At 70.2% G+C, this 12,975-nt stretch carries 12 protein-coding genes; 5 read left to right on the forward strand and 7 right to left on the reverse strand.

The annotated features are described in order from the left end of the window. Positions 1-1,010: 1,010 nt before the first annotated feature. From WA670_RS33105 to cofC, 3 genes are read right to left on the reverse strand one after another with little or no spacing between them, the layout of a single operon-like run. Positions 1,011-1,958 (reverse strand): NUDIX hydrolase, encoded by a 948-nt coding sequence (locus WA670_RS33105; protein WP_037811730.1) that lies wholly within the window; start codon positions 1,956-1,958, stop codon positions 1,011-1,013. Further along, positions 1,955-4,369: an RNA degradosome polyphosphate kinase gene (locus tag WA670_RS33110; RefSeq protein WP_199817566.1), complete on the reverse strand. Its 2,415-nt coding sequence runs from the start codon at positions 4,367-4,369 to the stop codon at positions 1,955-1,957. The genes WA670_RS33105 and WA670_RS33110 overlap by 4 nt, the downstream gene beginning before the upstream one ends. 55 nt (positions 4,370-4,424) lie before the next feature. After that, entirely contained in the window at positions 4,425-5,057 is a 633-nt protein-coding gene (cofC, locus tag WA670_RS33115; protein ID WP_336160157.1) for a 2-phospho-L-lactate guanylyltransferase, read from the reverse strand. 176 nt (positions 5,058-5,233) lie between these two features. On the opposite strand from cofC, the gene WA670_RS33120 reads away from it, so the two are divergent. The 3 genes from WA670_RS33120 (at position 5,234) to WA670_RS33130 (ending at position 7,816) form a co-directional block, all read left to right on the forward strand. Then, positions 5,234-5,947: a lysophospholipid acyltransferase family protein gene (locus tag WA670_RS33120; RefSeq protein ID WP_240691229.1), complete on the forward strand. Its 714-nt coding sequence runs from the start codon at positions 5,234-5,236 to the stop codon at positions 5,945-5,947. Continuing rightward, positions 5,947-6,972, forward strand: a complete 1,026-nt coding sequence (locus WA670_RS33125) for an NAD(P)H-dependent glycerol-3-phosphate dehydrogenase (protein ID WP_043835439.1) — start codon at positions 5,947-5,949, stop codon at positions 6,970-6,972. Before WA670_RS33120 ends, WA670_RS33125 begins: the two co-directional genes overlap by 1 nt. 364 nt (positions 6,973-7,336) lie before the next feature. After that, entirely contained in the window at positions 7,337-7,816 is a 480-nt protein-coding gene (locus WA670_RS33130; RefSeq protein WP_336160161.1) for a cysteine dioxygenase, read from the forward strand. Here WA670_RS33130 and WA670_RS33135 read toward each other — a convergent pair whose 3' ends face one another. From WA670_RS33135 to WA670_RS33145, 3 genes are read right to left on the reverse strand one after another with little or no spacing between them, the layout of a single operon-like run. Beyond that, positions 7,817-8,803 carry an asparaginase gene (locus WA670_RS33135; protein WP_134727835.1) on the reverse strand — a complete coding sequence of 329 codons (987 nt, stop codon included), beginning with the start codon at positions 8,801-8,803 and terminating at the stop codon, positions 7,817-7,819. Positions 8,804-8,813: 10 nt separating this feature from the next. Further along, on the reverse strand, positions 8,814-9,635 hold the full coding sequence (locus WA670_RS33140) for a class I SAM-dependent methyltransferase (protein ID WP_336160163.1): 822 nt from the start codon (positions 9,633-9,635) through the stop codon (positions 8,814-8,816). Continuing rightward, positions 9,632-10,006, reverse strand: coding sequence for a VOC family protein (locus tag WA670_RS33145; protein WP_037811724.1), 375 nt, complete (start codon positions 10,004-10,006; stop codon positions 9,632-9,634). Before WA670_RS33145 ends, WA670_RS33140 begins: the two co-directional genes overlap by 4 nt. A 138-nt stretch (positions 10,007-10,144) precedes the next feature. Between WA670_RS33145 and WA670_RS33150 the strand changes: the two genes are divergently transcribed. Further along, entirely contained in the window at positions 10,145-10,846 is a 702-nt protein-coding gene (locus WA670_RS33150; RefSeq protein ID WP_134727838.1) for a response regulator transcription factor, read from the forward strand. Then, a complete protein-coding gene (locus tag WA670_RS33155; protein WP_037811722.1) occupies positions 10,843-12,297 on the forward strand; it encodes a sensor histidine kinase in 1,455 nt (484 codons plus the stop codon). Before WA670_RS33150 ends, WA670_RS33155 begins: the two co-directional genes overlap by 4 nt. Here the strand turns inward: WA670_RS33155 and WA670_RS33160 are convergent. Next, positions 12,269-12,943 (reverse strand): pyridoxamine 5'-phosphate oxidase family protein, encoded by a 675-nt coding sequence (locus WA670_RS33160; RefSeq protein ID WP_037811721.1) that lies wholly within the window; start codon positions 12,941-12,943, stop codon positions 12,269-12,271. The two genes, WA670_RS33155 and WA670_RS33160, sit on opposite strands and share 29 nt — an antisense overlap. Positions 12,944-12,975: the final 32 nt, after the last annotated feature.

A 12,975-nucleotide genomic window follows, 5' to 3' on the forward strand; every position in this document is an offset into this window, starting at 1 on the left:
AGTCGGGGCGAGGTGAGGTCGGGGCGCTGCCGCGTTTTCGGGGGACTTGGGAGGCTGGATGGGGGGAGTCGGGTGGTGGGAAGGGTTAGCTGGCGGGGGGAGTGGTGAGGCGTTGTGGGGCTGGGGTTTCGGCTGGGCTGAGCGGGAAGTCGGGGCGGGGTTGTTATGCGGGCGCTCGGCTGGGGGTCGGCTGGGCGGCGTGTTTGGGGTGGTGAGTCGGCGCGGGGGTTGCTGTGCTGGCGTGGGGTTTCGGCTGGGTGGGTGCTTCGCGCGGTGAGCCGGGCAGGGCTGTTGTGCTGGTGCGGGGTCAGGTTGCGGCTGCGCGGGGTGCTTCGGGCGGGGAGTCGGACGGGGTTGCGGGGGCTGGGATTGTGGCTGGACGGCGGCGGGTCGCGGGTGGCTGAGCGGCACCCGGATGAGCGGACCGGGTGCGTTGCGGGGATGGCGCTGCGGGGGCGATTGCGGTGTCGACCTGCTGCGAGAGGGCGGGCGAGCTGTTGTGGCGGGCGGGTTTCGAGGCGGGGCGAGCGGTGGGCGGCCAGACCCCGTTGTGGTCGCGAGGTTTCCGGGCGAGGCGGGACAGCGGGGCAGGCGAGCCGGTGTGGCGAGTCTCTCCGGAGGTCGCGAATTCGCTGCCCCGCCAGGGTTGCCGGAGCACCTGCCCGGATGGTGTTGGGGCAGTGGGAAGACAGCGTTTCCCGAGGTCGGCGGCTTGTTCGGGCTCCGGGGAGAACCCGCCGAATTGCTGATAAGACAACAGATTCGGGGCCGTCCGGGAAGGCGATCGGATTCCCCGAAGCGACCGGTCCGGGAGGGCTAATCCGACGCCCGGAGATAAATCCCCGCCGGGGGTAAATAAACCCCGCGAGCGTGTCTCGGACGTCGCTTATGCCGGACCCGGGATAACTGCTGAGCGGCGCTCAGCAATACCGGTCTCTATAGAATCCGAATCGCCGAAGAGCGCGCACGAGAAGGGGCCCGGCGCGCACGCCGGGCCCTGGTGAAAAAAATCAGCCTGCCGAAGGCACCGGAGCGGGCAGCGGGCTCGGGTAATAGTCCGCGCCCACCAGAACCGGTCCGTCGTCGCCGGGGGAGAACGACAGGACCCACAGCGAGCCCTTCTTGCTCGGCACCACCCCGTCGCGGGCGGCGGGCAGTTCCAGGCCGTCCCGGTCCGCCAGTGCGCTCACCAGGTCTGGGATCACCCCGCCCTGGCTGCTGATCAGCGGGGTGCCCCCGTCGGCCGCGATCGCCAGCAGGCGGCGGATTCCGAGCAGCGGGTCGGGCCAGTAGCCCTCCTCCGACAGCAACGGCTCGTGCCGCACCTCGACGCCAAGGGCGTCCGCGATTCCGCCGACGGTCTGCACGCAGCGCAGCCGCGGCGCGGAGAACACCCGGTCGGGGCCGAAGAGCGGCAGCAGGTCTCGCAGTGCGGCCGCTTGGCGTTGGCCGGCTTCCGACAGCGGGCGGAGGTCGTCGTCGCCGGTCCAGTCTTCGCGTTTGCCCGCTTTCGCGTGCCGCACCAGCAACACCGTCGTCGGCGCGGGCGGGAGGGCGCAGAACTCGCGCAGCACGCGGACATCCGCCGGCCGGGTGAGCAGCTGCTCGGCCGCGATCGGGTCCAGCCAGCGCAGTTCGTCGACCTCTTCGTTGGGTGCGAAGGCTCCCTCGACGGCTTCGCCGCTGAAGTAGTCGACGCTCTTGCGCAGCAGCCGCCCGTTGTTCTTCGCGGGGACTTCGTACCTCGTCTGCGCGACATAGCGGCCCAGCACCGCGCGGAACCCGGTCTCCTCGGCGATCTCGCGCACCGCGGTGGCCGCGATCGTTTCGCCGGGGTCGACCTTTCCCTTCGGCAGCGACCAATCGTCGTAGCGGGGCCGGTGCACGACGGCTACCTCGATCCCCGCCCCGGCACGGCGCCAGAGCACCGCGCCCGCGGCCCGGACGTCCACGCTCATCCGACGGCCCCGTGCAGCTTCGCGAGTTCGAGCTGGTGGTCGCGCACCTGCGAACCGGCGGCCGGGAACGGCTGCCATTCGCCCGAGGAACTGAGCACCCAGCAGCGCGTGTGCGGATCGAGCGCCGAATCGAACACCTCGTCCAGCTGCCGCGTCAGCCTCGGGTCCTTGACCCGCACCAGCGCCTCGATCCGGCGGTCGAGGTTGCGGTGCATCATGTCCGCGCTGCCGATCCAGTGCGTGCCGCCCGCGCGGAAGTTGAACACCCGCGAATGCTCCAGGAACCGGCCGAGGATCGAGCGGACGCGGATGTTCTCGCTCAAGCCTTCGACGCCCGGCTTCAGCGAGCAGATCCCGCGCACCACCACGTCGACCGGCACGCCCGCCTGCGACGCGTGGTACAGCGCGTCGATCACCTGCTCGTCCACGAGCGAGTTGCACTTGATCCGGATGCCCGCGTCGAGCCCGGCGCGCGCGAGTTCGATCTCCTCGCCGATCGCGCGCACGATGCCGCGGCGGATGCCGTGCGGCGACGTGAGGATCGTGCGGTAGGTGTCCTGGCGCGAGTAGCCGGTGAGGACGTTGAACAGGTCGGTGATGTCCGCGCCGATGCTCGGGTCCGCGGTGAGCAGGCCGAGGTCCTCGTACAGCCGTGCGGTCTTCGGGTTGTAGTTGCCGGTGCCGATGTGGCAGTAGCGGCGGATGGTCGAACCCTCCTGCCGCACCACCATCGACACCTTGCAGTGCGTTTTGAGGCCCACCAAGCCGTACACGACGTGCACGCCCGCGCGTTCCAGCGTGCGCGCCCAGGTGATGTTGGCCTGCTCGTCGAACCGCGCCTTGATCTCCACCAGCGCCACGACCTGCTTGCCCGCCTCGGCGGCGTCGATCAGCGCGTCCACGATCGGCGAATCGCCCGACGTCCGGTACAGCGTCTGCTTGATCGCCAGCACCTTCGAGTCGGCCGCGGCCTGTTCGATGAACCGCTGCACGCTCGTGGAGAACGAGTCGTACGGGTGGTGCACCAGGACGTCGCCCTCGCGCAGCGTCGCGAACACGCTCTTGGGCGTCTCGCGTTCGCCGAACGCCGGATGCGTCGCGGGCACGAACGGCCGGTCCTTCAACTCCTTGCGGTCGACCGCGGACAGCTGGAACAGGCAGGTGAGGTCGAGCAGCCCGGGCACCTCGACGACGTCCTCGGGATCGACTTCCAGCTCGCGCAGCAGCAGTTCGAGCATGTGCTCGCTCATGTCCTGCGCGACCTCGAGCCGCACCGGCGGGCCGAACCGGCGCTGCGCCAGCTCGCGTTCCAATGCCTGCAACAGGTCCTCGTCGCGGTCTTCCTCGACCTCGAAGTCGGCGTTGCGGGTGACGCGGAAGACGTGGTGCTCGGTGACCTCCATGCCGGTGAACAGATCGCTCAGGTGCGCGGAGATCAGTTCCTCGAGCGGCAGGAAGGTCGCGGTCCGGTTGCCGCGTTCGGTTTCCACGCGCATCAGCCGCGGCACGTTGCTCGGCACCTTCACGCGCGCGAACCGTTCGAGCCCGCCCTGCGGATCCCGCACCGTCACCGCGAGGTTCAGCGACAGCCCCGAGATGTACGGGAACGGGTGCGCCGGGTCGACCGCGAGCGGCGTGAGCACCGGGAAGATCTGCTCGGAGAAGTAGCTCGACAGCCGGAGCTGGTCGGCCCCGGACAGGTCGGACCAGCCGACGATCCGGATGTCCTGCTCGGCCAGCTGCGGGCGCAGGTGCTCCTTGAACGCGGCGGTGTGCCGCTCGACCAGGTCCTGGTTGCGCTTGGCGATGTAGTCCAGCTGTTCGCGCGGCGTGAGCCCGTCCGCGCTGCGCACCGAGAGGCCGGTGCCGTCGCGCCGTTTCAGCCCGGCGACCCGGACCATGTAGAACTCGTCCAAATTGGACGCGAAAATGGCGAGGAACTTGGCCCGCTCGAGCAGCGGCTGCGATTCGTCCTCGGCCAGCGCGAGCACGCGGGCGTTGAAGTCGAGCCAGGACAGCTCGCGGTTGAAATAACGGTCGTCGGGAAGCGACTCGACCGCTGTGGGCGCGGACGTGACGGCGGGCGGGGCCGAGGGGACGGAGCGGAATTCCTCGCCGCTCTCGGTCGTGGTCCGGCGCGATCGCGCGGCGGCGGGCGGCGCGGCGGGTTTCTTCGCCGAGGTGCGCAGCGCGCTCGACGAGGCGGTTTTGCGCTTGGCCGGTTTGTCTTTGTCCTCAGCCGGAGCCGCCTTGGGTTTTGCCCGGCGGGCCGCCGCGGCGTCGCCGTTCCCGCGCGAGGTCGCCTTCCCGCCCGCGGTGCGCGGGGCCGGGGACGAGGGGGACGCGCTGCTGCCGCTCTTCACGCGCCGCCGGGCCGGAGTGCTGCCGTCTTCTGTGCTCACGCTGCCCATTGTTCACTACGAAGCCGCGGTTTGCGCAGGCCGCGATGAAGGTCGAGTGAACACGTCAGCGCAATTGCGTCCGTTCGGCCGGGAGCAATGCCGCGGTGCGCTTCCCGAGACCGAGTCGCGCGGCGTGGCGCAGATCATCTTCGGTGTCGACGTCGCTGCGCAGCGACGGCAATGCCTGGGTGAGCGGAATCGCACCGGACGCCCGATGCAGTTCCGCGGAACCGGCGCCGAAGTGCGGGTCGAGCGGTTTCCCCGGCGCGGACAGCAACAGCGTGGTCCCGGTGTCCTGCCGGTCGAACACCACCGCGCGCCGGCCGGCGGCTTCGGTGAGCGCCTGTTCCAGATCCACCGCGCGCAACGCGGGGAGATCCGCTTGGAGCGCGCCGACGACTCCGTCCGGCGCGTCCGCGCGCAGCAGCTCCGCGCCGTGGCGCAACGCTTCGTTGAGCCCGCCGCCCGCCGGCTCGGCGACCAGTTCGACGCCGAGACCGGCCAATTCGGACAGGGCGGCCGGATCGGAGGTGACGACGAGCACGCGCCGGACCCGGGCGACCGACGTGACCGCGGCCAGCGTGTCGCAGGCCAGCGCCAGCACCAGTTCGGCGTGCCGGTGCGCGGCGACCGCGCCGCGCAGCCGCGACTTGCCCGCGCCCGGCGGTTTCAGCGGCATGACCAGGTCTGCGTCCACCTGTCCATCTTTACCCGAAACCGCTCGCGCGCGTGCGTGAGCGCACCCTCCCTGGACTGCGCGAACCGGCGCGCGGCAGGATCACCCGGAGCAGAGGCGACCCGAGGAGGAGAACTGTGGCACGGCGTGAGAAGGGCGGATTCTGGGTGGGGCTGGCCGCCGCCGCGTTCTACCCGATGACCGCGATCGGCAAGCGGGTGTACCTCGGCGCGGAGAAAATCCCCCGGCAAGGGCCCGCGGTGCTGGTGATGAACCACATCTCGCACCTCGACCCGCCGGTCGACGCGGTGTTCGTGCACCGGCAGAAGCGGGTGCCGCGGTTCTTCCTCAAGGCGAGCCTGAAGAACGTGCCGGTCTTCGGCCGGATCGTGACCGGGTCCGGGCAGATCCCGGTGGCGCGCGGGTCGAGCGCGGCGGGCGACAGCCTCAAGGCCGCGCACCAGGCCCTCGAAGAGGGCAAGGTCATCGTGATCTACCCCGAGGGCACGATCACGAAGGACCCGCTGGGCTGGCCGAAGGAGGCTTACAGCGGCGCGGCGCGGCTGGCGCTGCAGAACGACGTGCCGGTAATCCCGATCGCGCGCTGGGGCACGAACCAGATCTTCAACGGCTACACCAAGAAGTTCACGCCGTTCCCGCGCAAGACGGTGACGCACCTGGTCGGCGACCCGATCGACCTGTCGCGGTTCCGCGGCGCGAACCCGCGCAGCGCCTCGACGCTGCGTGAGGTCACCGCGGTGCTGATGGACGAGGTGACCCGGCTGCTGGCCGAGATCCGGCAGGAGGAACCGCCCGCGAAGAAGCCGGAAACGGACGCGGCGGCGGACACCAAGGCGGAGATCACCGCCGAGCCCAAGGCGGAGGCCGAGAAGCCGGAGGACGGTGCCTGATGGCGGGTTTCGCCGCCGACGTGCAGCGGGTCACCGTGCTCGGCGCGGGTTCGTGGGGCACCGCGTTCGCGAAGGTGCTCGGCGACGCGGGCCGGGACGTGACGATGTGGGCGCGCCGGGAAAGCGTCGCCGAGGAAATCCGGGAGCGGCACACCAACGAGTCGTATCTGCCGGGAACCACGTTGCCGGACCGGATCACCGCGACGTCCGACGCGGCCGAGGCGCTGGACGGCGCGCAAGCGGTCGTGCTCGGGGTGCCTAGCCAAAGCCTGCGCGCGAATCTCACCGGCTGGCGGCCGCTGCTCCCGCCCGAGGCGATCCTGGTCAGCCTCGCCAAGGGCGTGGAACTGGGCACGCTCAAGCGGATGAGCGAGGTGATCGCCGAACTCGCCGAAGTCGATCCGGGCGAGATCGTGGTGGTGTCCGGGCCGAACCTGGCCCGCGAGATCGCCGCCGGGCAGCCCGCCGCCGCGGTGCTCGCGTGCGCCGACCACGAGCGCGCGAAAGCGGTGCAGCAGGCGACGTCGAACCAGTATTTCCGGCCCTACACGAACACCGATGTGGTCGGCTGCGAGCTGGGCGGCGCGTGCAAGAACGTGATCGCGCTCAGCTGCGGGATGGCCGCAGGGATGGGCTTGGGCGCGAACACGATGGCGACGCTCATCACGCGCGGCCTCGCCGAAATGGCCCGGCTCGGCGCGAAACTCGGCGCGGACCCGCTGACCTTCGCCGGACTCGCCGGGCTCGGCGACCTGGTCGCGACGTGCTCGTCGCCGTTGTCGCGCAACCGCACCTTCGGCGAACGCCTCGGCCGCGGCGAGACGCTGGCCGAGGCGCAGGCGGCGACCGGCGGGCAGGTCGCGGAGGGCGTCGCGTCGTGCTCGTCGATCCGCGAACTGGCGCAGCGGCACGGGGCCGACATGCCGATCACGGACGCGATGTACCGGGTGTGCCACGAGGGCGTCGACCCGCGGCAGGCCGGCGCGGAACTGCTCGGGCGGTCTCGGAAGCCGGAGTGGCGCTGAGACTCGTGAGTGGCGGTGCCGGTGAGGACCGACGTTGCCGCGCACGAGTTTCGAAGGCGGGAAGCTCGGCCTGGCGAGCGGGCTGGGTGTCGTGAGCGGCGCTGCCGGTTAGAACCGGCGTTGCCGCGCACGAGCGGGTGCGCCAGGGTGTGAACCTGCGCTCACCTGGGCGGTCCAGGGGGTGAGACGGGTTGACCGGGCGGTCCGGGGCTGGTTCTCTGTGCGGCATGCTGACGTGCGAGATGACGATGCGGCCGGGGTCTGACGACCGCCGCCCCGTCATGGGCATGTCGTGTCGCTGTTGTCGGTGAAACCGTCCCGGCCCAGTTCGACACCCATCTTCTTCCCGTGAGGACTTCTTTTCATGTTCGCCGTTCCGGACAACACCCTGCTGCGTCCCGAGAACCCCGCCCTCCGTCATCCGGTCCGCGTCGCCGTCGACGTGGCCGCTGACCGGGAGCGCTGGGGCAGCCTGCTGCGCTACGACCCCGACCAGCGGTTCTCCGCCCTCGTCGAACGCACCGAGGACCAGGAGATCTGGCTGCTCAGCTGGCTTCCCGGCCAGCACACCGACCTGCACGACCACGCCTTCTCGACCGGCGCGTTCACCGTCGTGTCCGGGCGGCTGACCGAAACCGTCGCGCGGCGTGCCCCTGGCGGGCGGGCGGTGACCGAGGTGCACGGGCTGTCCGCCGGGCAGTCGCGCGTGTTCGGGCCCGGTTACGTGCACGAGGTGCGCAACGACGGCCCGGACCCGGCGATCAGCGTGCACGTCTACCGCCAGGGCGGCCGGCAGATGCGGTCGTACCAGGCGAATCCGGTCGACGGGCCGTTCCGGGCGTGATCAGCGATCGAGGTCGCCGCGCAGCCTGAACTGCCGTTCGATCTCCTCCCGGGAGACGCCCGCCGCGAGCAGAACCTGCAGCAGGATCCGCGATTTCCGCGGGCACAGCCATCCGGCCATCGTCGCGCCCATCCGGATCAGGCTCGATTCGGAGCCGTGAAACCCGTAGGTGCCGCGGAAAGTCGGGCCTGCGCCGGTCCGGGACGCGACGACAACCGGTACTTCGGCCGCTGCGATCACGTCCGCGGTTCCGGTCGACACGTGTCCGACGCCGTTCGCGGCCACCACTACGCCGCGCGCGCCGCCCTTGAGGACCAGCGAAAGCAGTTCGCCCGAATCTTCGAGACCTGATTCCAGCAGCGGAACGAGATCGACAGTTTCGGCTCCCGGCAGTACCGGCAGGCGCGGCGGCGACGGGTGGAAGTAATGCACCGCTCCTTCGGCGACCATGCCGAGCGGGCCCGCTGGCCGCGACGAAAACGTCTCGACGTGGCTGGAATGCGTCTTCCGCACCCAGCGCGCCGCGTGCACGTCGTCGTTGAAGGCCACCAGCGCGCCCCGGCCGCGGCTGCGCGGATCGGCGGCGACCGCGAGCGCGGCGAGGATGTTCGCCTGTCCGTCCGGGCTGGGCAGGCTCGGGTTCCGCATCGCGCCGGTGATCACCACCGGTGCGTCGGACGGCCACGTGAGGTCGAACAGGTACGCCGTTTCCTCCAGCGTGTCCGTGCCCTGCACCACCACGAGACCGTCCGCGCCCGCCTCGATCTGCTCGACGCCCCACTGCCGGGTCCGCGCGAGCGTCGCGTAGTCCATCGACGAACTCGACAGCCCGGCGAGCGTCGCCGCGGTGATCTCCATCGGCAGCCGGGAACCCAGGTCTCCCAGCAGGTCCTCGGCGCTGAGCCGCGGCACGACGCCGTCTTCGATCGAACGTCCGGGAGCCATCGAGATGGTGCCGCCCAGCGCGGCGACGGCGATGCGAGTCATGCCCCGCACTCTATGCGGGGCGCCGCGCCTGCAGGGTGTAGCTCGCGGCGATCCGGCGCGGGTTGTCCCGCAACCGCCATTCGCCGCCCCCGGCCTCTTCCATCTCGTGCGGCAACGCGTTCCACGCCGCGGTGTCGTGTTCGGTCAGCCCGGTCAGGATCAGGCCCTGGTCGAGCAGCGCGGTGACGATCTCGCCGAGCGAATGGTTCCAGCTGTGCGTGGTCGTCGTGCGCAGCGGTTCGTCCGTGTCGACGTAGGTGGTGTCGTCGCTGAACACGAGCGGTTCGTCGTGCTCGAAGTAGTCGTACTTCGGCCACGCGCGTTCGGATTCGTCGTCGAGCGTCCACAGCATCGGATGGCCTTCGCGCATGAAGAGCCGTCCGCCGGGCCGCAGCAGCCGTGCGACCACCTCGGCCCACGGCGCGATCTTCGGCAGCCAGCAGATCGCGCCGATCCCGGTGTACACCAGGTCGAACGCGTTTTCGCCGAAGACTTCCACCGCGTCGTAGACGTTCGCCTCGTGGTAGTCGATGTCCGCGCCGGTGGCGTCGGCGAGCTCGCGCGCCTCGGCGAGCGATGCCGGGGAAAGGTCCAGACCAGAGATCTTGGCCCCGAGCCGGTGCAGCGACAGCGTGTCCGTGCCGATGTGGCACTGCAGGTGCACGGTGCGCAGCCCGGAAACGTCGCCGAGGCGAGGCTGGTCGAAGCGCACGATCTGGCTCAGGTGCCCGGGATCGGCCTTGAACTTGTCGAACTCGTAGTACGCCGAGCGCGCGTGGATCGGCGCGCGGTCGTCCCAGTTGGCGCGGTTGATCTCGAACGAATCGGTCACGCCATCTCCGCCAGGCTGCGCTCGACGCAGAACTCGTTCCCTTCGGGATCCCGCAGCACGATCCAGCCGCCGCCGTCCTCGCGGCGGTGGTCGGCATGCAGCGTCGCGCCCAGCTTGAGCAGCCGCTCCACCTCTTCGTCACGGGTCCCGCCGTCCGGCTTCAGGCAGACGTGCAGCCGGTTCTTGACGGTCTTGGGTTCGGGGACGGCGATGAACAGGAGAGTGACGCCGGACTCGAGCCTGATGCCGATCTCCGGATCGCCTTGATGGTCGTCGTCGCCGACCGGGCGGCCGGTCACCTTGGTCCAGAACTGGGCCAGTTCCCACGGGTCGGCGCAGTCGACGGTGATGTTGTCCACGTAAGCAGTCATCGGGCTCCTCGGGCCAGGGTTGCTGTCGGTCCGGAGTCTGCCCGGAATGCCCGATGCGCGCGACAGGTTTCCTGTCGAGTCGCTGTCAGCTGCGGGTTCGGCTCGCGCGCTCGCGCGGACGTCGCGGAGGATGGCGGGGTGGAGAACCCGAACCCGGTGCGGCTGCTCGTCGTGGACGACGAGCCGCACATCGCCGACCTGGTGGCGACCGTCGCCCGTTACGAGGGCTGGCAGGCCGTGACGGCCGGCTGCGGCGCCGACGCGCTCGCGCGCGCCGCGGAGTTCGCTCCCGACATCGTCGTCCTCGACCTCATGCTGCCCGATTTCGACGGCTTCACCGTGCTCGACAAGCTGCGCGAGAAACACGACGCGGTGCCGGTGGTGTTCCTGACCGCCAAGGACGCGACCGCCGACCGCATCGCCGGCCTCACCCGCGGGGGTGACGATTACCTCGTCAAGCCGTTCTCCGTCGAGGAGTTGATGGCGCGGCTGCGTGCGGTGCTGCGGCGGACGTCCGAGAAGCCGGATACCCGCACGGTGGTGCTGCAGGTGGGCGATCTCACCCTGGACGAGGAGACGCACGAAGTCCGGCGCGGCGGCCAGCTCGCCGAGCTGACGCCGACCGAATACGAGCTGCTGCGTTACCTGATGCGGCGTTCGCCCGCGGTGCTCACCAAGGCGCAGATCCTCGACCACGTCTGGGAGTACGACTTCGGCGGACGGTCCAATGTGGTCGAACTCGCGATCTCGCGGCTGCGGCGCAAGCTCGACACCGAGGCCGAACCGCTGATCCACACCGTGCGCGGCGTCGGGTATTCCGTGCGACAGGCGGGCCGGTGAACCGGGTCGGGCGCTGGGCTCGCCGGTGGTACCGGGCTTGGCGCGCTTCCCGGCTCGGCACGCGGCTGGCGTTCGGGCTGGGCGCGTTGTCGCTGGTGGTGTTCGCGATCGTCGGCGCGCTGACCGTCGAGCTGATGCACGATTACCTCAACCGGCGGCTCGACGAGCAGCTCAAGACGAGCCAGGTCGCGCAGGTGCCGCATCTGCGCGAATCGAAGGACAATCCGGAAGTCGTCTACTCCTGGTACTCCGCGGTTTTCGATGTGCGGGAGGGGCACGCCGTCCCGCAGCCGGGAAGCACGTTGCCGAACGACGTGCGGCCGTTGGCGCAGGTCGCCGAAGAAGCGACCAGCGGCGACCTGTTTCGCACGATCGCCTTGCCCGGTCAGGGTTCTTACCGCGTCCGGGCCTGTCCGGTGGAGACCTCGCAGAACGGGACCGGCACCGTGCTGTTGAGCGCCGCGCCGCAAGCCGATCTCGACAACACCGTGCAGCAGCTGATGTTGATCGAAGTGCTCGCGTTTCTCATCGCGTTGGCGATTCTCGTTGTCGCGGGCCGCGTGGTGCTGCGGCGCGGATTGCGTCCGTTGTCGGACATGGCTGGCACGGCGCACGACATCGCCTCGCACGACCTCACCGCCACGGCGGATTTGCCGGTGCGCGCGTCCGGCACGGGTGGCGGCGCGGAGGTCGAGGAGCTGCGGACGGCGTTCAACTTGATGTTGAGCCACATCGAATCCTCGCTGGCCGCGCGCACCGAGGCGAACGATCGGCTGCGCAGGTTCGTCGCCGATGCTTCGCATGAGCTGCGGACGCCGTTGACGTCGATCCGCGGCTATGCCGATCTTTTCCGTTACGCCGCCGCGAACGAACCCGAGGAACGCGAGGCGCACCTGGAGAAAATCCGGGCCGAGACCGCGCGGATGAGCGTGCTGGTGGACGATCTGCTGCTGCTCGCGCGGCTGGACGCGCGCGACGTCGAACCGCCGGTGCGCCCGCAGCGGATGGATCTCACCGAGATCGCCGCGGCCGCCGCGGACGCGTTCCGGGCCGGTCGGCCGGGACATCCGCTGACGGTCTCGATTCCGGAGGAACCGGTGTTGCTGCACGCGGATCCGGCGCGGCTGCGGCAAGTCCTGGACAACCTGCTCGCGAACGCCGCGGTGCACACCGCGGAGGGAACGCCCGTGGAGCTGGCGGTGACGGTGGCCGACGGGATGGCCGTCGCCACCGTCACCGATGACGGACCGGGGATTTCCGCAGCGGATCAGCAGCGGATTTTCGACCGGTTCTATCGCGTCGACAACTCCCGCACCCGGGCCGCTGGCGGCACCGGGCTGGGGTTGTCAGTGGTGCATTCGCTCGTGGTGGAGCACGGCGGGACGGTCTCGCTGGAGAGCCGCCGCCCCGGGCGGACGGTATTCACCGTGCGGTTGCCGCTGCCTTCGTGACGCGTGCGGTGACGTGTTCGGGCACGGTCCAGCCGGGCGGCAGGTCAGCGGACGGTTCCGGCTCGCCGAAGACCGTGCGCACCGGCAGTACTCCGGCCCAGGCGGCATTTGCGGTGACGTCTTCGGGCTCGTCGTCCGGTCCTTCGGCGCGGAGTTTCACCGACGCTTCGGCGAGGTCGAGCGCGATGACCGACACCGCGGCGAATTCCTTCTTGTTCACCGCGCGAGCGTGCTCCCACGAACCGGGGGAGAGGTGGTCGGTGAGCACGTGCAAGCCGCGCATCTTCTCGTCCGGGTCGGTCACCAGCCGGGCCTTGCCGAGGATCACCGCGCTGCGGTAGTTGACCGAGTGGTTGTTCACCGAGCGGCAGTAGACGATGCCGTCGAGGAGGGTGACCGTCACGCACACGTCGGTTTCCCCGGTCGCGGCTCGCAGACTGGCCGCGCCCGTGGAACCATGCAGGTACAGGGTGTCGCCGTCGCGGCCGTATCCGGTGGGCAGCACCAGCGGGACGCCGTCGCGGACCACGCCGAGGTGGCAGATCAGCGCCTCGTCGAGCACGGCGTGCAGGACCGCGCGCTCGCTGGCGGCGCGGTGGCGTTTGCGGCCGAGCGTGGTGCGTTCGGTGGGCGAAAGGCTGCTCATGCGTTCAGTGTGCGGCGGCCAAGTGGCTACGT

The organism is Amycolatopsis sp. VC5-11, from assembly GCF_037034185.1.
GTDB lineage: Bacteria > Actinomycetota > Actinomycetes > Mycobacteriales > Pseudonocardiaceae > Amycolatopsis > Amycolatopsis nivea.